This is a genomic window from Enterobacter ludwigii, assembly GCA_023023105.1.
GTDB classification, from domain to species: domain Bacteria; phylum Pseudomonadota; class Gammaproteobacteria; order Enterobacterales; family Enterobacteriaceae; genus Enterobacter; species Enterobacter adelaidei.
In genome coordinates this window covers 2,947,352-2,966,523 of the sequence record CP083824.1, presented here as the reverse complement: position 1 = coordinate 2,966,523, position 19,172 = coordinate 2,947,352, and the positions used below count along the sequence as shown (strand labels likewise).

Below are 19,172 nucleotides of genomic sequence, written 5' to 3'. Positions count from 1 at the left end.
TGTGAAAGGCTATAATATCTTTTATCTTCCATTCTGGTATTCTAAGCAAACTAGATTTCGAACAATCACAAGATTTTTTTCATGGATTATAATTTATTTAATCCCTGTTTCTTTATCTTTTTTGTTTGTATACCCAGAATTTAGATATATTAATTTATTTAAGTCGCTCTTGGCTATCTTGTTAGTCTATAATTTGTATGAGATTGGATATATATACAATGATGCTGAAACAATAAAAAAAGAGATTTCACCAACATTAAGGCTTGATTATCTGCAATTGCAATATTATGAAAATAATAAAAAAAATATTTATTGCTTCCGCTTTTTAGTTGCGTTATTAATAACCTTTGCATTATCCTTCAATGATGGTTCATGGATTTTTTTGCTGGTCAGTTGGGCAATAATTCCAACATATGCATTATATAACACAGTTAGAAGTAGATTAAATATACCATTGCATTTTATATTGGTTACTTTAAGATATTGCTCACCAGTATTGTTATTTACAGGAATGAGTGAAGTCTTTATCTTTCTTTTTATGATTTTATTATTCCCGCTGATTAATACTCTTGAGAGATGTACCGAGAGAAGATTTGATTTTGATTTTTTTAACGATTTTTTCCTCACCAATAAAAAAAGCGGTCGATACCTCTATTACTTCATTTTGCTTATTATTGGGCTTTCTTGTTGCTACATTTTTGGTGGTTATATATTTTATGTGTTTTCGATCTATGCATTTTACTATATGACCTTTAGGTTCTTGTCTGCGCAGGTAAATCTTAATGAATGATAGTTCAAAATCATTTAGTGTATTAATGTCTTTATACCATAAAGAAGAACCAGTCTTTCTTGACACATGTTTTGCAAGTCTTGCCAATCAATTATTGTCTCCAACAGAAATTGTTTGTGTTTTTGATGGTCCACTTAATGCAGGATTAGAAAATGTTGTATTCAAATGGTCTGAGAAAATGAATATCAACATAGTAAGGTTACCGGTTAACGTCGGGTTAGGTAATGCTTTAAACAAAGGTCTTGCACATTGTTCATATGATATTGTTGCCCGAATGGATTCAGATGACATTTGCCTCCCTGAACGTTTTCAAAAACAAATACCTCTCTTTTTTAGTGATAATGACCTTATATTGCTAGGATCGGGAATTGATGAGTTTGAAGTATGTGAGAATAAAGTTAAATCAGTCAGGAAAGTTCCTTTGTCAGAGGCTGAGATTCGTGAGTGTTGTAAAATAAAAAATCCTTTCAATCATATGACTGTGGTTTTTAGAAAAAAAGAAATTTTATCACTTGGTGGTTATCAACATCATTTCCTTATGGAAGATTATAATCTTTGGCTCAGAGTTATTGCTAAAGGATATAAAGTTGGGAATATCGATTGCTCACTCGTTAAAGCTCGTGTTGGCAATGGGATGGTAGGGAGAAGAAAGGGGGTTAAATATATTAAAAGCGAGTGGGAGCTTTTTATACTTAAGAAAAATCTTGGATTGCATTCTTTCTTTTCCGGGCTTTGCATTTTCTTGATACGTTCTATTCCTCGCTTACTCCCTGTAACAATGCTCTCAATGCTTTATAATATTTCAAGGACTCGCAATTAAACATTTCAGTTATTATCCGTAGAATATCTCTGGGTATATGAACTAAACTTGCTGTTTAGCAGTATTTTGTAGTTATCTCAAATGACGCCGCTACCAAGCTAAACGATATTGAGTTAACATCAACAGCACATTAAAGCCGCGCACAAGCCGTGGTGACCACACCTGACAGGAGTATGTAATGTCCAAGCAACAGATCGGCGTCGTCGGTATGGCAGTCATGGGGCGCAACCTGGCGCTCAACATCGAAAGCCGTGGTTATACCGTCTCCGTTTTCAACCGCTCCCGTGATAAGACCGAAGAAGTCATTGCCGAGAACCCTGGCAAGAAACTGGTTCCTTTCTATACGGTGAAAGAGTTTGTTGAGTCTCTGGAAACGCCTCGTCGTATCCTGTTAATGGTAAAAGCGGGCGCAGGTACCGATGCAGCTATCGACTCCCTGAAACCTTACCTCGAAAAAGGCGACATCATCATTGATGGCGGTAATACCTTCTTCCAGGACACCATCCGTCGTAACCGTGAGCTGTCTGCTGAAGGCTTCAACTTCATCGGTACCGGTGTTTCCGGTGGTGAAGAGGGCGCTTTGAAAGGCCCATCTATCATGCCTGGCGGCCAGAAAGATGCATACGAACTGGTTGCACCTATCCTGACCAAAATCGCAGCCGTGGCTGAAGATGGTGAGCCTTGCGTAACCTATATCGGTGCGGACGGTGCAGGTCACTATGTGAAAATGGTGCACAACGGCATCGAATACGGCGATATGCAGCTGATTGCTGAAGCGTATTCCCTGCTGAAAGGTGGTCTGAATCTCTCCAATGAAGAACTCGCGGAAACCTTCACCGAGTGGAACAAAGGCGAGCTGAACAGCTATCTGATCGACATCACCAAAGATATCTTCACTAAAAAAGATGAAGAGGGTAAATACCTGGTTGATGTGATTCTGGATGAAGCTGCGAACAAAGGCACCGGCAAATGGACCAGCCAGAGCTCTCTGGACTTGGGCGAGCCACTGTCTCTGATCACCGAATCTGTCTTCGCGCGTTACATCTCTTCTCTGAAAGAGCAGCGCGTTGCGGCATCCAAAGTGCTGTCTGGCCCTCAGGCCAAACCTGCTGGGGATAAAGCTGAATTTGTTGAGAAAGTGCGTCGCGCACTGTACCTGGGTAAAATCGTTTCTTACGCGCAGGGATTCTCTCAGCTACGTGCTGCGTCAGACGAGAACAACTGGGATCTGAACTACGGTGAAATCGCGAAGATCTTCCGCGCGGGTTGCATCATTCGTGCGCAGTTCCTGCAGAAAATCACCGATGCGTATGCAGAAAACGCCGGTATTGCTAACCTGCTGCTGGCACCGTACTTCAAGAAAATTGCAGACGAATACCAGCAGGCGCTGCGTGACGTGGTTGCCTACGCTGTCCAGAACGGTATCCCGGTTCCGACCTTCTCTGCTGCAGTAGCCTACTACGACAGCTACCGTGCTGCGGTTCTGCCTGCTAACCTGATTCAGGCACAGCGCGACTACTTCGGTGCGCATACTTATAAACGCACCGATAAAGAAGGTGTGTTCCATACCGAATGGATGGAATGAGTTAGCTAACTCACTGTAATTTCAACCCGGGGCCTGTCTCCGGGTTTTTTATGCAAAAAATGCCGCGTGTTACTCGAAGTAGTCTGAATCTCATCCCACTCGTCGCGATTACTCCTGGTTTGCCTTGACAGTGCTGTTTGCCAGGAGGTACAAAGCCCAACAGTTATGTTTATCGCGATGGTCTGGCGGCCATCAGTACAGTTAACTCACAGAAGTCATTAGCGAATGAAAATAACAATCTCCGGAACAGGCTATGTCGGTCTTTCTAACGGCATTTTGATTGCTCAGAATCATGAAGTGGTTGCGCTGGATATCGTGCAGGCCAAAGTGGATATGCTCAATCAGAAGCAATCGCCGATTGTCGACAAAGAGATCCAGGACTATCTCAGCCATAAACCGCTGAATTTCCGCGCCACGACAGATAAAGAAGATGCATACCGCGATGCGGATTACGTCATCATTGCGACGCCTACTGACTACGATCCAAAAACTAACTACTTCAACACCTCAACCGTAGAGGCAGTGATCAAAGATGTTATCGCGATCAACCCCCGTGCGGTGATGGTTATCAAGTCAACTATCCCTGTCGGCTTCACCAAATCCATCAAAGAGAAGTTTGGTATTGATAATATCTTCTTCTCGCCGGAATTTCTGCGTGAGGGCAGAGCGCTTTACGATAACCTCCATCCTTCGCGTATCGTCATTGGCGAACGTTCTGAGCGCGCTGAACGTTTTGCTGCACTGCTGCAGGAAGGGGCACTGAAGAAAGATATTCAGGTGCTGTTTACTGATTCCACCGAAGCTGAGGCGATTAAACTCTTCGCGAACACTTATCTGGCAATGCGAGTGGCTTATTTCAATGAACTCGACAGCTATGCAGAGAGTCTTGGACTGAATACCCGTCAGATTATTGAAGGGGTATGTCTTGACCCGCGCATCGGCAACCACTACAACAACCCGTCATTTGGCTACGGCGGTTACTGTCTGCCTAAAGACACCAAACAGCTGCTGGCAAACTATCAGGCGGTACCAAACAACCTGATTTCGGCGATTGTTGATGCTAACCGTACCCGTAAAGATTTCATCTCTGATTCCATTCTGGCGCGCCAGCCGAAAGTCGTCGGTGTATACCGTTTGATCATGAAGAGTGGCTCCGATAACTTCCGCGCCTCTTCAATCCAGGGGATCATGAAGCGCATCAAGGCGAAAGGGGTTGAGGTTGTTATTTATGAACCGGCCATGCAGGAAGATCAGTTCTTCAATTCCCGCGTGATTCGCGATCTGGATGCCTTCAAGAAAGAAGCGGATGTCATCATCTCTAACCGCATGGCGGAAGAACTGGCTGACGTGGCGGATAAAGTGTATACCCGCGATTTGTTCGGTAGCGACTGATTCTCTGTTTTATTTCGTAAAAAACCCGGCTGATTTGCCGGGTTTTTTTATTTTCAGACTTTGTAGAAATCGCGGTACCAGTCGACGAAGTTCTTCACCCCATCTTTAACGGAGGTTTGCGGTTTAAATCCTATCGCGTCATAAAGTGGCTGGGTATCGGCACTGGTTTCCAGTACATCTCCCGGCTGCAGCGGCATCATGTTTTTCTCTGCTTTCTTTCCGAGTGCTTCTTCCAGAGCGGTGATGTAGTCCATCAGTTCAACAGGCGCGCTGTTACCGATGTTATAAACACGGTATGGTGCTGAACTGGATGCCGGAGAGCCTGTCTCAACGGTCCAGTTTGTGTCCGGCTGAGGAATAACGTCCTGCAGGCGAAGAATGGCTTCAGAGATATCATCGATGTAAGTGAAGTCACGCTTCATCTTTCCGTAGTTATAGACATCAATACTTTTGCCTTCAATCATCGCCTTCGTAAACTTAAACAGCGCCATGTCCGGGCGCCCCCACGGACCATACACGGTAAAGAAACGCAGTCCAGTTGTTGGCAGGTTGTAGAGATGCGAATAGGTATGCGACATCAATTCATTGGCTTTTTTGGTCGCGGCATAAAGTGAAACTGGGTGATCCACTGAATCCTCAGTGGAGAATGGCATCTTACGGTTCAGTCCATATACAGAACTGGAGGAGGCATAAAGCAGATGCTGAACCTTGTTATGGCGGCAGCCTTCCAGCACGTTGAGATGACCAATAAGATTAGCATCCGCATACACATGTGGGTTTTCCAGGGAGTAGCGTACGCCTGCCTGTGCGGCCAGATGAATCACGCGATCAAACTTCTCGCTGGCGAAAAGCGCTGCCATGCCTTCCCGGTCGGCCAACTCCAGCTTGTGAAAGCTGAAGCTCTCAGATTTTAACAGTTCCAGGCGCGCCAGCTTCAGGTTGACATCATAGTAATCATTCAGATTATCAATACCGACAACCTGATAACCGGCCTCGAGGAGGCGTTTACTGACATTAGCACCGATAAAACCCGCTGCACCCGTTACCAAAAATTTCATAGCTTCCCTCATAAACCCATATTCTTACAGATGCCATAGCGCATCACATGACGTCTATGATAGCGCGAAGGGTGTAAGTTACATAACTCATCTTTCTGATATCACTCATCGGATTCTTATAGAAAAATCCCCAGCAATAGATACACTATGCAAACATAATTATGTTTGCCCTTTTTAATCTGTTAGGGATTGTATGACGCAAAACGACAATCGCCAGGTCAGCCAAAGCAATGACCCTGAGCAAATTGATTTACTTGATTTAGTGCTTCAACTGTGGCGTGGCAAGTCGACGATAGCAATATTTGTTATTGTTTTTATCGCCCTGGCTATTGGATATCTCTTCGTCGCGAAGGAAAAGTGGACTTCAAGTGCGATTATTGCGCAACCTGATGCGGCTCAGATAGCGACCTACTCAAACGCATTGAACATTCTCTATGGTAGTGCAGCTCCCTCGATGCTGGACAACCAAACGCGCGCTATCGGTCGCTTTAGCTCCTCATTCTCGGCATTATCTCAGGCGCTTGAGAACCAGGAGGAACCTGAAAAACTGACGATAACACCGACTGTGACTGGACAGCCACTCCCGTTAAGTGTTTCCTATACCAGTACATCCGCTGAAGCTGCTCAAAAACAACTGGCTCAGTACATACAGCAGGTTGATGAGCAAACGGCAAAAGAGCTCGCCGTTGACCTCAAGGACAATATCAAAGAGCAGATTAAAACCCTGAACGATTCTCTGGAAAACCAGGAAAAAGTCGCTCAGGAGCAGAAAGATCTGCGCATCAAACAGATTACTGAGGCGCTGAAGAATGCTGAAGCAGCAAAAATCACCTCGCCGCAGATTCAGCAAACCCAGGACGTGACGCAGGAAACGATGTTTCTCTTGGGAAGCGAGGGGCTGAAATCGATGATTGATAACGAAGCTTCTCGCCCGTTGGTATTCTCAGCAGCTTACTATCTGACCAAGCGAAACTTGCTGGATATCGAGAAGCTGAACGTAAACCCGGACACTATCCACGTCTACCGTTATGTCATGAAGCCTGACCTTCCTGTTCGCCGTGACAGCCCGAAAAAAACCGTGATTCTGGTTCTTGCCGTGCTGCTGGGTGGAATGATTGGTTCCGGAGTCGTGCTGGGGCGCAACGCATTGCGCAATTACAAACCAAAAGCCTGATGCATTGATAAAAAAACCGGGGAAATTCCCCGGTTTTTTTATTTGTGCCGCTTACGAAGATTCTCAATCACCGCCGTCAAGTCCAGCTCCTGATCCTGCAGCAGCACCAGCAGGTGATACATCAAATCAGACGCTTCATTGGTCAGTTCCTCACGGTCATGCACGGTCGCGGCCAGAGCCGTTTCAACGCCTTCTTCACCGACTTTTTGTGCGATACGCTTAGTCCCGCTTGCGTACAGCTTCGCGGTATAGGAGCTCTCAGGATCCGCTGTTTTACGTTCAGCCAGCAGCTGCTCCAGTTGATACAGGAACAGCCACTGGTGGCTCGCCTCACCGAAGCAGCTGCTGGTGCCCTTATGGCAGGTTGGTCCGATTGGGTTTGCCAGTACCAGCAGGGTATCGTTATCGCAGTCGGGCGTAATGCTGACCACGTTCAGGAAATGACCTGAGGTTTCCCCTTTGGTCCACAGACGCTGTTTGGTGCGCGAGAAAAACGTGACTTTGCCGCTGTCGAGCGTTTTAGCCAGCGCGTCCTGGTTCATATACCCCAGCATAAGTACTTCGCCCGAAACGGCATGCTGAACCACCACGGGCAGTAGTCCGCCCGTTTTTTCCCAGTCCAGCTGTGCCTGTTGTTGCTCTGTTAACATACCCTGATCTCCACGCCCTGGCCGGCCAGGAACGTTTTTAACTCACCAATATTAATAATCTGTTTGTGGAACACGGACGCGGCCAGCGCGCCGTCGACGTTCGCGTCGCGGAAGGCTTCCAGGAAGTGTTCCATGGTGCCCGCGCCGCCGGAGGCGATCAGCGGGACGTGGCAAACCGCACGCACTTTTTTCAGCTGTTCGAGGTCATAGCCGTTACGCACGCCGTCCTGGTTCATCATGTTGAGGACAATCTCGCCCGCGCCACGCTTCTGCACTTCCTGCACCCAGTCGAGGGTTTCCCATTGGGTCACACGGGTTCGACTTTCATCGCCGGTATACTGATTAACGTGATATTTGCCCGTTGCGTCGTCATACCAGGTGTCGATCCCAACGACAATGCACTGCACGCCAAAGCGATCGGCCAGGCGAGTAATCAGCTCCGGGTCTGCCAGGGCAGGGGAGTTGATGGAAATCTTGTCGGCACCAAACGAGAGAATTTTGGCCGCGTCTTCAGCTGATTTAATCCCACCCGCTACGCAGAATGGAATATCAATCACTTCTGCTACGCGCGCTACCCAGCTTTTATCGACCACTCGGCCATCGCTGGAGGCGGTGATATCGTAAAACACCAGCTCGTCAGCCCCTTCATCAGCATAGCGTTTTGCCAGCGGGACGATATCGCCAATGATCTCGTGGTTGCGGAACTGCACGCCTTTCACCACCTGGCCGTCGCGTACGTCCAGGCAAGGGATTATCCGTTTTGCCAGCATTGAATCGCCTCCGTCACAGTAAATTTTCCTTCCAGCAGGGCGCGTCCAACGATCACGCCCTGCACGCCCGTTCCGCGCAGTGCGGCGATATCTTTCAGATCGCCAATTCCACCCGAAGACTGGAAAGCCACCTGCGGAAAACGTGCACAGACCTCGTCATACAGCGAGACGTTAGAGCCGGCCAGCGTGCCATCGCGAGAGATATCGGTGCACAGCACGTGCTTCAGGCCAACGGGTTGATAAATAACAACCAGCTCTTCCAGCGTCACGCCGGAGTTTTCCTGCCAGCCGCTGACCGCAACCTGTTTATTACCCTGTTCATCAATACGCACGTCCAGCGCCAGTACCAGCGCATCCGCGCCGAAACGGCGGAACCAGCCTTTGACCATTTCGGGGTCTTTTACGGCGGTAGAGCCAACGACAACGCGCGCCACACCTGCTTCAAGCAGAGCCGCAACGTCCTCTTCAGTGCGCACGCCACCACCTACCTGGACGGGGACATTCACGCCAGCGACCAGCTTTTTGAGTAGCGGGATCTGGCGTTTCGCCGGGTCTTTCGCGCCCGTGAGATCCACCAGGTGCAGCACTTCTGCACCCTGCGCCGCGTAATCCTGCAGACGTGGCAGCGGGTCGTCCCCGTAGTCACGCTGCTGCCCGTAATCGCCCTGATGAAGACGAACAACCGTGCCGTCAATTAAATCTAAAGCGGGAATAATCATCACATCTCCAGGAAGTTTTTCAGCAGCTGCGCGCCTGCGGCGCCAGAGCGTTCCGGGTGAAACTGCACGCCGAAGAAGTTATCTTTCTGCACCGCTGCGGTAAACGCTTCACCATAATTGCACTGAGCGATGGTGTACGGATTTACCGGCATGGCGTAGCTGTGCACGAAGTAAAAATATGCGCCGTCTTCAATGCCGCGAAACAGCCTGTCGCCCGCTTTGGCGTACACGCGGTTCCAGCCCATATGCGGCAGAGGCAGGCCGTGGTCGGTCATTTTCGGCACGTCTTCTTCAATAATGCCCAGCAGGTCGACGCCGTTGCTCTCTTCACTGCGGCGGCCCAGGATCTGCATACCCAGGCAAATGCCCAGCACCGGCTGGGTACAGGCTTTGATCAGGTCGACCAACTCGCGTTCGCGAATCTGATCCATCGCGGCCTGCGCGGTTCCCACGCCCGGTAAAAAGAGTTTGTCGGCGCGCAGCACCACGTCCGGGTCACGGCTCACCACCGGCTCATAGCCGTGGCGCGCAATCGCCGATTTTACGGAGTTCAGGTTGGCGCATCCGGTATCCAGAATCACCACATTCATTACAGCACTCCTTTCGATGAAGGCAGGGCGTCACCTTCCACGCGGATCGCCTGGCGAAGGGTACGGCCAAAAGCTTTGAACAGACTCTCCACGCGGTGGTGGTCGTTTTTGCCCTTGGTCTTAAGGTGCAACGTCAGGCCCATGGTGTAGGACAATGAACGGAAGAAGTGCTCAACCATTTCAGTGCTGAGATCGCCCACGCGCTGGTAGTTGAAATCGGCTTTATATTCCAGGTGCGGACGTCCGGAGATATCCATAGCGCAGCGCGCCAGGCACTCGTCCATCGGCAGGACAAAGCCAAAACGGTTGATGCCGCGTTTATCGCCGAGCGCCAGCTTCAGGGCTTCACCCAGCGCCAGGCCGGTATCTTCCACGGTGTGGTGATCGTCAATGTAAAGGTCGCCTTTTACGGTAATTTCCATGCGGAAACCGCCGTGGGTGGCAATCTGATCCAGCATATGGTCGAAGAAACCGACACCGGTGTGGATCTTGCTGCCACCTTCGCGATCCAGCCAGACCTTCACGTCAATCTGCGTCTCTTTGGTGTTACGTTCAACGTGGGAATAGCGGTCACGTTTGGTTAGCTGCTCACCAATTTTCGCCCAGTTCAGACCGTTACGATCGTAGCGCAGCCCCGCAATACCCATGTTTTCCGCCAGCGTAATATCGGTGATGCGATCGCCGATGACATAGCTGTTGGTTTTATCCAGCACATCTTCCGTCAGATAGCGCTCCACCAGTTTTACTTTCGGTTTACGGCAGTCGCACTCATCGGCCGGCATGTGTGGGCAAATCAGCACTTCATCAAAGACCACGCCCTGAGAGGTCAGCACCTGCATCATCAGATTATGCGGGCCGTCAAAGTCCGCCTGCGGGAAGCTGTCGGTACCCAGACCGTCCTGATTAGTGATCATCACCAGCTTATACCCGGCGTTTTGCAGCTTAAGCAGTACGGGGATCACGTCCGGTTCAAAAGCCAGCTTGTCGAAACGATCGACCTGAAAATCGGCTGGTGGCTCCGAAATAAGGGTGCCGTCACGATCGATAAAAAGGATCTTCTGGGTCATACTTTCTCCGCTTTCAGGGCGTCAATCACGCGCTGGCTCTCTGCGCGGGTGCCTACGGTAATGCGCAGGCACCCGCTCAGGGAAGGTTGTTTATTCTGGTCTCGTAAGATAATGCCCTGATCCCACAAAGATTTAAATACGGCACTGGATGCAGTGAAACGCACCAGGATGTAGTTGGTTTCCGAATCGAACACCTGCTCCACGCACGGGATATCCTTCAGGGCGGTCACCAGATACTGACGTTCCTCCAGGATTTGCGCCACACGATCGCGCATCGCGTTGATCCCCTGTGGGGTCAGCGCCTGTGCTGCAATATCGGCAACCGGCGTGGAGAGCGGGTACGGGGCGATCACTTTCAACAGCAGGTCGATGACCTCTTTATTGGCCAGCGTGAATCCACAACGTAGACCGGCGAGGGCGAAGGCTTTCGACAACGTACGCAGCACGACCAGGTGCGGATATTCTTCCAGCCAGCCTGTCAGCGTCGCCTGCGGGCAGAACTCGATGTAGGCTTCGTCAGCGACCACCAGGGCTTTGCCGCGCGTCATCTCCAGCAGGGTACGGATATCCTGCGGGTTGATAATCTGCCCGGTCGGGTTGTTTGGGCTGCAGACAAACACCACCTTTACACCATCGAGATTATCGGCAATGCCCTGCAGGTCCAGCTGCCAGTTCTCCAGCGAGAGGACGTTGCGACACGCCACTCCGAAGGTTTCCGCGCTGACGCTATACATGCCGTAGGTAGGCTGGCAGTACATCACCGCATCTTTGCCCGGTTCGCAGAAGGCGCGGATCAGCAGTTCAATACCTTCGTCTGCTCCACGGCTGACCAGCACCTGCTCCGGCTTCACTCCCGCATACTGCGCGTAGTTTTCGATAACGGCCTTTGGCTGACACTCCGGATAGCGGTTCAGGGTTTGCTGAGACAGCTCAAACTGGACCGCTGTCGGGAATTCGTTAGCGTTCAGCCAGACATCACCTTTACCACCTAAACGACGTGCAGACTGATACGGAGTCAGTTGACGGACATTTTCACGGGCTAATTCTTCAATGTTCATGCTTGCTCCTTCAGGGCTGCAACGCGCAGCGTAACGGCATTTTTGTGGGCGGTCAGGCGTTCCGCGGCTGCCAGCGTTTCAATGGTGGATGCCAGCGAGGCAAATCCTTCACGGGACAGTTCCTGCACGGTCATGCGTTTCTGGAAATCCGCCAGGCCGAGGCTTGAACAGGTTGAGGTATAACCATACGTCGGCAGAACGTGGTTGGTGCCGGACGCGTAATCGCCAGCGGATTCAGGTGACCAGTCACCCAGGAAAACCGAACCTGCGCTGGTGATGCTGTCGACCAGGTCGCGTGCATTTCGGGTCTGAATAATCAGGTGCTCCGGGCCGTACTGGTTAGAGATGGCAATGCACTGCGCCAGATCGCGCGCCACAATCAGACGGCTGGCGGCTAACGCCTGACGTGCCGTTTCGGCGCGGGGCAGGTCAGCAAGCTGGCGCTCGACGGCTTCGCCGACGCGCGTTGCCATATCGGCATCCGGCGTCAACAGAATGACCTGCGAGTCAGGGCCGTGTTCCGCCTGAGAAAGCAGGTCGGACGCGACGAAGTCCGGCGTGGCACCGCTGTCGGCAATGACCAACACTTCAGACGGACCGGCAGGCATGTCAATTGCCGCACCGTCCAGACGCTGGCTGACCTGGCGCTTGGCTTCGGTGACGAAGGCGTTGCCCGGGCCAAAAATTTTGTCGACCTTTGGAATGGATTCGGTGCCAAACGCGAGGGCAGAAATCGCCTGTGCGCCACCCACTTTATAGACCGCCTGTACGCCGCACAGCTTTGCTGCGTAGAGGATCTCATCGGCAATCGGTGGCGGAGAGCAGAGCACCACTTTCTGACAACCCGCGATACGCGCCGGGGTAGCCAGCATCAATACGGTGGAGAACAGTGGAGCCGAACCGCCAGGGATATACAGCCCAACGGACGCTACCGGGCGGGTCACCTGCTGGCAACGCACGCCAGGCAGGGTTTCAACATCCACAATTTGCAGCTTTTGCGCGGTGTGGAAGGTCTCGATGTTTTTCACCGCGACGGCCATCGCCTGCTTGATGTCATCACCCAGACGATTACTGGCATCAATAATTTCCTGTTCGGTAACCTTCAGCGCATCCACTTCAGTCTTGTCGAATTTGGCACTGTATTCACGCAGCGCGTCATCGCCACGAGCTTTGACGTTATTGAGGATCTCTGCCACGGTACGAGAGATACTTTCTGAGGCGGAAATCGCCGGGCGCATCAGCAGCTCGCGCTGTTGCGCGTCGCTACAATTATTCCAGTCGATGATTGTGTTAAAACCCATGGCCGTTACTCCATCATCTTCTCAATTGGCAGCACCAGGATAGAGCTTGCCCCCAGCGCCTTCAGTTTTTCCATGGTTTCCCAGAACAGGGTTTCGCTACTGACCATATGCATCGCCACGCGCTGCTGATCGCCCGCCAGTGGCAGAATAGTTGGGCGCTCGGCGCCTGGTAACAGAGCAATCACTTCATCCAGACGCTCGGTTGGCGCGTGCATCATGATGTATTTGGATTCACGCGCCTGGATCACGCCCTGAATACGGGTCAGGAGCTTGTCGATCAACTGCTGCTTGGCATCGGCCATGTCGCCGTCACGCTGAATCAGACAGGCTTTTGAGCGATAGATAACTTCCACTTCGCGCAGGCCGTTCGCTTCCAGCGTCGCGCCAGTTGAGACGAGGTCACAGATGGCGTCCGCCAGACCTGCACGCGGGGCGACTTCAACAGAGCCGTTCAGCAGACAGGATTTAAACTGCACGCCTTTCTGGTCCAGGTAACGCTTTAACAGGTGAGGGTAGGAGGTGGCGATACGTTTGCCGTTCAGTGCAGCCGGGCCATCCCAGGCTTCATCGACCGGCGTTGCCAGCGACAGGCGGCAGCCGCCGAAATCCAGGCGACGCAGGGTGAAGTAACGCGGGTCTTCGCCCTGTGCACGGCGGGTCAGGAGTTCTTCTTCCAGCACGTTTTCACCGATGATGCCAAGGTCAACGACGCCATCCATCACCAGGCCTGGGATATCGTCATCACGCACGCGCAGAATGTCGATGGGCATGTTTTCAGCCAGAGCAATCAGGCGCTGGGTGTGCAGGTTAATTTTGATCCCGCAGCGGGCCAGCAGTTCGCGTGAATCGTCACTCAAACGACCTGATTTTTGAATAGCTATGCGTAAACGTGAGTTATCTAACATTCTTTATTCCTCGTTAACCTGTTTTAACCTGTCTGAATTTGGTCCAAAAAAAAGCCCCCGGAAGAAGATCTTCCGGGGGCTTTTTCATGCGTTCATGCACCACTGGAAGATCCAAACGTCTTCCAGCACACATCGCCTGAAAGACTAGTCAGGATGATGGTGATGATGGTGGTGTTTAAATTGAACGCGTGTCATATAAATTCTCGATGAATGCTTATTCATTTGATGTCTTTTAACCTAAACCAGTTGTGCAACATATTGCAAGGGCTTTTTTTGATCATTAATTCATTTCATATTGATGCTATGAATTGTGTGTTCTGCCGGGCTGGCGTAGCCTTATGAAAGACGAGTACGAGTCAGGAGAATTCGCATGAAAAAGGTCGCGATTGTCGGTTTAGGATGGCTGGGAATGCCGCTGGCGATGTCATTAGCCGCGAAAGGCTGGCAAGTGACCGGGAGCAAAACCACGGCGGATGGGGTAGAAGCAGCGCGTATGTGCGGTATTGATGGTGTCGAACTGCGTCTGGAACCCGAGCTGGTGTGTGATGCTGACGATCTGGACACGTTGATGAACGTCGATGCGCTGGTAATTACGCTACCCGCGCGGCGCAGTGGTCCGGGCGAGTCGTTTTATCTGCAGGCGATGCAGGAGATTGTCGACAGCGCGCTGGCACACCATGTTCCGCGCATTATTTTTACCAGCTCGACGTCAGTCTATGGCGATGTCGAAGGTGTGGTGAAAGAGAGCTCCGGGCGCAATCCTGTTACCGTGAGCGGCCAGGTACTGAAAGAGCTGGAAGACTGGCTGCATAATCTACCCGGCACGCAGGTTGATATCGTCCGTCTGGCGGGTCTGGTGGGGCCAGGGCGTCATCCGGGACGTTTTTTTGCCGGGAAGTCAGCGCCAGACGGGCAACATGTTGTCAATCTTGTGCATCTTGACGATGTTATTGGCGCAATTGAGCTACTCTTACAGGCTCCAAAAGGTGGACACATCTATAATATATGTGCGCCTTCTCATCCGACGCGTAGTACGTTTTACCCGCTAATGGCACGTCAGTTGGGCCTGGCTCCGCCGATTTTTGGTGAGACAAAGGATGAAAGCAAAGGCAAAATTGTTGATGGCAATCGCATTTGCCATGAGCTGGGATTTGAGTATCAGTATCCCGATCCGCTGGTGATGCCCATGGAATAAGTCTCGCAGCGGAGACGATCGCACACCAGAAGGGGGCGAGCATGAAACCGCTGCTTGATGTTCTTATTATTCTGGATGCACTGGAAAAAGAAGGGAGCTTTGCAGCCGCCTCAGCAAAGCTCTACAAAACCCCTTCGGCGCTGAGCTACACCGTTCAAAAACTGGAAAGCGATCTCAATATTCAGATCCTCGATCGCTCCGGGCACCGCGCGCGTTTTACCCGTACCGGGCAGATGCTGCTGGAAAAAGGACGTGAAGTCCTCCATACCGTTCGCGAACTGGAAAAGCAGGCCGTCAAGCTTCATCAGGGATGGGAAAATGAGCTGGTTATAGGAGTCGATGATACCTTTCCGTTTTCGCTTCTGACGCCGCTGATTGAGGCATTTTATCAACACCACAGCGTGACCCGGCTTATCTTTATAAACGGTGTGCTGGGCGGTTCCTGGGATGCGTTAATCCAGGGAAGGGCGGATATTTTCGTCGGTGCACTCCATGAACCTCCCCAGTTGAGTGATTTTGGTTTTGCCCGTCTGGGCGTGCTGGAGCAGGTTTTTGCCGTTGCGCCGCATCATCCGCTTGCTCAGGAGCCGGAGCCTATTAATCGCCGGATTATTAAAGGCTACCGTGCGATTGTGGTGGGGGACAGTTCACGGCCAGAGTGTGCGGTTTCCTCGCAATTACTTGATGAGCAGGAAGCCATTACCGTTTTTGATTTTAAAACCAAGCTGGAATTGCAAATCAGTGGTCTGGGTTGCGGCTATTTGCCTCGTTATCTTGCGCAGCGGTTTATTGATAGCGGGGCGCTGGTTGAAAAACAGGTGCTTGCTCAAAGCAGTAATGAATCAGCGTGGGTGGGCTGGAATGAACAAACCTCTGGACTGGCAAGCAGCTGGTGGCGAGACGAAATTTTAGCAAATAGTGCTATCGCTGCCGTTTACTCTCAGGCCAGCGTCGAGAAATCAGCCAGTTAGCAAAAAGAAAATCACCCAGGGCATTGCAAAGTATTGCCTTTTGTATCCGATGTGGGGCAAAATGCGGCCGCTGCAACCAAATGAATAATCGACGATATAAAAGGCGTCGGTTATTTTTTTTTGCATGTACGAAACGAAACTAAAAACCAAGAGGCCGGGCTTCGTACCGGATAGATATTTACTAAAATCCGACAGTTGTTGTCGCTGAGGAATAAAGAAATGGGGCAATTTTTCGCTTACGTGGCGGTTATCACCGTAAAGGAGAATAACTATGTCGCATAACGCAACTCCAAACACCTCTCGCGTGGAATTACGTAAAACACTTACGTTGATTCCGGTTGTTATGATGGGCCTGGCCTATATGCAACCAATGACGCTGTTCGATACATTCGGTATCGTATCAGGCCTTACTGACGGTCACGTTGCAACGGCGTACGCCTTTGCGCTGGTCGCTATTCTCTTTACTGCGCTGAGCTACGGTAAACTGGTTCGCCGTTTCCCGTCCGCAGGCTCTGCGTACACCTATGCTCAGAAATCCATTAGCCCGGCGGTAGGCTTTATGGTGGGCTGGTCATCACTGCTGGACTACCTGTTCATGCCGATGATCAACATTCTGCTGGCAAAAATTTACTTTGAAGCGCTGGTACCTTCCGTACCGTCGTGGATCTTCGTTGTGGCGCTGGTGGCCTTTATGACCATCTCTAACCTGCGCAGCATCAAGACCGTGGCGAACTTCAACACCCTGATTGTTATTCTGCAGATGGGTATTGTTGCGGTAATCGTTGGCCTGATCATCTACGGTGTTTCTCACGGTGAAGGTGCAGGTACACTGACCAGCACGCGTCCATTCTGGTCTGAAGGTGCGCATGTAGTGCCGATGATCACCGGTGCGACGATTCTGTGCTTCTCGTTCCTCGGCTTTGACGGTATCTCTTCTCTGTCAGAAGAGACCAAAGACGCTGAGCGCGTGATCCCGAAAGCGATTTTCCTGACCGCGCTGATTGGCGGTATGATCTTCATCGGTGCCTCTTACTTCCTGCAGCTGTACTTCCCGGATATCTCTCGCTTTAAAGATCCGGATGCGTCACAGCCTGAAATCATGCTGTACGTGGCAGGTAAAACCTTCCAGTGGGGCGTGTTGATCTTCTCAAGCGTAACCGTACTGGCATCCGGTATGGCGGCGCACGCAGGCGTTTCTCGTCTGATGTACGTGATGGGCCGTGACGGTGTGTTCCCGACTCGCTTCTTCGGTTATGTTCATCCGAAATGGCGTACTCCTGCATGGAACGTGCTGCTGGTAGGTGCAATTGCTCTGCTGGCGATTAAATTTGACCTGGTGACAGCAACTGCGCTGATTAACTTCGGTGCGCTGGTGGCGTTCACCTTCGTTAACCTCTCTGTGATCTCGCAGTTCTGGATCCGTGAGAAGCGCAACAAAACGCTGAAAGACCACTTCAACTATCTGGTGCTGCCAGTGTGTGGCGCGCTGACTGTTGGCGCACTGTGGATTAACCTGGAAGAGAGCTCTATGGTTCTGGGTCTGATCTGGGGTGCTATCGGTCTGATTTACCTGGCCTGCGTAACAAAAAGCTTCCGCAACCCGGTTCCTCAGTACGAAGACGTTGCCTGAGTTTTAACGCATTAAAAAAAAACCGGAGACCATCGCCTCCGGTTTTTTTATATCTCTAATTCAGACTATCTCTTGTGCGTACTGGAACAGGGATTTCAACAGTGCCTGTTTTTCAGCATTCCCTTCATACTGCGCATAAAGCATCTCCAGCTCCTGAGCATAGCTATGCAGGAACTCCGGCGTAAAGACATTACGACGATGTTGCAACCAGCGTTCCTGTTCCGCTTCATCGAGGGTTCCCGGGTAGTTACGCGCACGGTAATTAAACATCAACTTTTCAATGCGCTTGTCAGCAAAAGTGATATCCAGCGCCGGCAGGTTACGCGGATCGGTTTGCAGGACGATATTCATCGCCGCGCGGTCGGCATCGCCGAAGAAACCGTTGTATAGCTGGGCATCCACGTTTTCAGACGGAACGAACGGTTCTGCTTCTGCAAAAATGGCGACCACTTTCTCACGCACCTGCGGGTTTTCGCGCAGCACTTTCAGGTTATCCAGGCAGTGTTGTCGGTTAATGCCCAGTCTGTCAGCATCTTCCGGGCGCAGGGTATTAGCCTGCGCCAGTACCGGACATTTATTGATATGCACCAGTTTAACCGGCACCGCAGGCAGATCGCCGAGTTCATTTTTCGGGGTGTAAAGCCGTTCACGCAGAGTATCACTGTCGAGCTCCAGCAGCGGCGAGATATCGCCAGCTAAGTCCACCATAATGACCGCATTACGGTTGTCCGGATGCCAGGCCAGTGGCGCAACCCAACTGGTGTTGCCGCGCCAGGCACCGAACATACCGGAGATATGCACCAGCGGTTTCATCTGCGGTACATCAATCAGCGTGGTCAATTTCTGTTTGCTGCGGTGGCTCAGCAGATACTCAAACAGCCTTGGCTGAGCGGTTTTCACCAGCTTCGCCATGGCAATGGTGGCATACACGTCTGCCATCGCATCGTGGGCATTACTGTGCTCAATGCCATTGGCGCGCGTCAGATGTTCCAGCCTGAAGCTCGTCAGTCCTTCATCATTCTCCGGCCAGTTAATACCTTCCGGACGTAACGCGTAGCAGGCGCGCATGATGTCGAGTAAATCCCAGCGAGAATTACGGTTCTGCCAGCTCCAGGCATACGGGTCGTAGAAGTTGCGATAGAAAATATTGCGCGTCACTTCATCATCGAAGCGGATATTGTTGTAACCGACCACGCAGGTATTGGGGACGGTAAACAGATCGTGGATGCGTCGGGCGAATTCTGCCTCGTTAACGCCTTTTTCCCGCGCTTCCTGCGGGGTAATCCCGGTAACCATAACCGCTCCAGGCTGCGGCAGGTAGTCATCAGCCGGTTTGCAGTAAAAGACCTCAGGCTCGCCGATAATATTGAAGTCGTCATCGGTACGGATGGCGGCAAACTGCGCCGGTCGGTCCAGCGCCGGGTGCGTACCAAAGGTTTCATAGTCGTGAAAGAGGAAGGTAGGTTGTTTATCTGTGTCTGCCATTGTTTAAGATTG

At 51.1% G+C, this 19,172-nt stretch carries 20 protein-coding genes and 1 other annotated feature; of the genes, 9 read left to right on the top strand and 11 right to left on the bottom strand.

The genetic code is table 11. The features are described from left to right. Position 1 precedes the first annotated feature (1 nt). From LCD46_14435 to ugd, 4 genes are all read left to right on the top strand, one after another. On the top strand, positions 2-790 hold the full coding sequence (locus LCD46_14435) for a hypothetical protein (GenBank protein ID UOY69278.1): 789 nt from the start codon (positions 2-4) through the stop codon (positions 788-790). Beyond that, a complete protein-coding gene (locus tag LCD46_14430; GenBank protein ID UOY69277.1) occupies positions 783-1,610 on the top strand; it encodes a glycosyltransferase in 828 nt (275 codons plus the stop codon). The genes LCD46_14435 and LCD46_14430 overlap by 8 nt, the downstream gene beginning before the upstream one ends. 178 nt (positions 1,611-1,788) lie before the next feature. Next, positions 1,789-3,195 carry an NADP-dependent phosphogluconate dehydrogenase gene (gene gndA, locus LCD46_14425; GenBank protein ID UOY69276.1) on the top strand — a complete coding sequence of 469 codons (1,407 nt, stop codon included), beginning with the start codon at positions 1,789-1,791 and terminating at the stop codon, positions 3,193-3,195. Between the two features lie 225 nt (positions 3,196-3,420). Continuing rightward, complete coding sequence (gene ugd, locus LCD46_14420; GenBank protein UOY69275.1) at positions 3,421-4,587, top strand: UDP-glucose 6-dehydrogenase; 1,167 nt, start codon at positions 3,421-3,423, stop codon at positions 4,585-4,587. Between the two features lie 53 nt (positions 4,588-4,640). Here the strand turns inward: ugd and LCD46_14415 are convergent, their stop codons facing one another. Continuing rightward, on the bottom strand, positions 4,641-5,645 hold the full coding sequence (locus LCD46_14415) for an NAD-dependent epimerase (protein UOY69274.1): 1,005 nt from the start codon (positions 5,643-5,645) through the stop codon (positions 4,641-4,643). Positions 5,646-5,838: 193 nt separating this feature from the next. Here LCD46_14415 and wzzB point away from each other — a divergent pair, with 193 nt between their 5' ends. Further along, entirely contained in the window at positions 5,839-6,819 is a 981-nt protein-coding gene (gene wzzB, locus LCD46_14410) for an LPS O-antigen chain length determinant protein WzzB (protein UOY69273.1), read from the top strand. 38 nt (positions 6,820-6,857) lie between these two features. Here the strand turns inward: wzzB and hisIE are convergent, their stop codons facing one another. The 9 genes from hisIE to hisL form a co-directional block, all read right to left on the bottom strand. Then, on the bottom strand, positions 6,858-7,469 hold the full coding sequence (gene hisIE, locus LCD46_14405) for a bifunctional phosphoribosyl-AMP cyclohydrolase/phosphoribosyl-ATP diphosphatase HisIE (protein ID UOY69272.1): 612 nt from the start codon (positions 7,467-7,469) through the stop codon (positions 6,858-6,860). Then, positions 7,463-8,239: an imidazole glycerol phosphate synthase subunit HisF gene (hisF, locus tag LCD46_14400; protein UOY69271.1), complete on the bottom strand. Its 777-nt coding sequence runs from the start codon at positions 8,237-8,239 to the stop codon at positions 7,463-7,465. The genes hisIE and hisF overlap by 7 nt, the downstream gene beginning before the upstream one ends. Beyond that, complete coding sequence (gene hisA / locus LCD46_14395) at positions 8,221-8,958, bottom strand: 1-(5-phosphoribosyl)-5-[(5-phosphoribosylamino)methylideneamino]imidazole-4-carboxamide isomerase (protein ID UOY69270.1); 738 nt, start codon at positions 8,956-8,958, stop codon at positions 8,221-8,223. The genes hisF and hisA overlap by 19 nt, the downstream gene beginning before the upstream one ends. Next, complete coding sequence (hisH, locus tag LCD46_14390; protein UOY69269.1) at positions 8,958-9,548, bottom strand: imidazole glycerol phosphate synthase subunit HisH; 591 nt, start codon at positions 9,546-9,548, stop codon at positions 8,958-8,960. The genes hisA and hisH overlap by 1 nt, the downstream gene beginning before the upstream one ends. Beyond that, positions 9,548-10,615, bottom strand: a complete 1,068-nt coding sequence (gene hisB / locus LCD46_14385; protein ID UOY69268.1) for a bifunctional histidinol-phosphatase/imidazoleglycerol-phosphate dehydratase HisB — start codon at positions 10,613-10,615, stop codon at positions 9,548-9,550. Before hisB ends, hisH begins: the two co-directional genes overlap by 1 nt. Continuing rightward, positions 10,612-11,673, bottom strand: a complete 1,062-nt coding sequence (hisC, locus tag LCD46_14380) for a histidinol-phosphate transaminase (GenBank protein UOY69267.1) — start codon at positions 11,671-11,673, stop codon at positions 10,612-10,614. The genes hisB and hisC overlap by 4 nt, the downstream gene beginning before the upstream one ends. Next, a complete protein-coding gene (gene hisD, locus LCD46_14375; protein ID UOY69266.1) occupies positions 11,670-12,974 on the bottom strand; it encodes a histidinol dehydrogenase in 1,305 nt (434 codons plus the stop codon). Before hisD ends, hisC begins: the two co-directional genes overlap by 4 nt. A gap of 5 nt (positions 12,975-12,979) precedes the next feature. After that, positions 12,980-13,879 (bottom strand): ATP phosphoribosyltransferase, encoded by a 900-nt coding sequence (gene hisG / locus LCD46_14370; GenBank protein UOY69265.1) that lies wholly within the window; start codon positions 13,877-13,879, stop codon positions 12,980-12,982. Positions 13,880-13,924: 45 nt separating this feature from the next. Continuing rightward, positions 13,925-14,048, bottom strand: a sequence feature (His leader region). Then, complete coding sequence (hisL, locus tag LCD46_14365; GenBank protein UOY72970.1) at positions 14,024-14,074, bottom strand: his operon leader peptide; 51 nt, start codon at positions 14,072-14,074, stop codon at positions 14,024-14,026. Its footprint overlaps the feature before it by 25 nt. Before the next feature lie 175 nt (positions 14,075-14,249). Between hisL and LCD46_14360 the strand changes: the two genes are divergently transcribed. The 4 genes from LCD46_14360 (at position 14,250) to LCD46_14345 (ending at position 17,675) form a co-directional block, all read left to right on the top strand. Then, on the top strand, positions 14,250-15,074 hold the full coding sequence (locus tag LCD46_14360; protein ID UOY69264.1) for an SDR family oxidoreductase: 825 nt from the start codon (positions 14,250-14,252) through the stop codon (positions 15,072-15,074). A gap of 41 nt (positions 15,075-15,115) precedes the next feature. Beyond that, the gene (locus LCD46_14355; GenBank protein UOY69263.1) at positions 15,116-16,045 is read left to right on the top strand and encodes a LysR family transcriptional regulator; all 930 of its coding nucleotides are present in this window, start codon (positions 15,116-15,118) and stop codon (positions 16,043-16,045) included. 219 nt (positions 16,046-16,264) lie between these two features. After that, complete coding sequence (gene yoeI / locus LCD46_14350; protein UOY72969.1) at positions 16,265-16,327, top strand: membrane protein YoeI; 63 nt, start codon at positions 16,265-16,267, stop codon at positions 16,325-16,327. Next, entirely contained in the window at positions 16,317-17,675 is a 1,359-nt protein-coding gene (locus LCD46_14345; GenBank protein ID UOY69262.1) for an APC family permease, read from the top strand. The genes yoeI and LCD46_14345 overlap by 11 nt, the downstream gene beginning before the upstream one ends. A gap of 60 nt (positions 17,676-17,735) precedes the next feature. Here the strand turns inward: LCD46_14345 and sbcB are convergent, their stop codons facing one another. Beyond that, positions 17,736-19,160: an exodeoxyribonuclease I gene (gene sbcB / locus LCD46_14340; GenBank protein ID UOY69261.1), complete on the bottom strand. Its 1,425-nt coding sequence runs from the start codon at positions 19,158-19,160 to the stop codon at positions 17,736-17,738. Between the last annotated feature and the right edge of the window lie 12 nt (positions 19,161-19,172).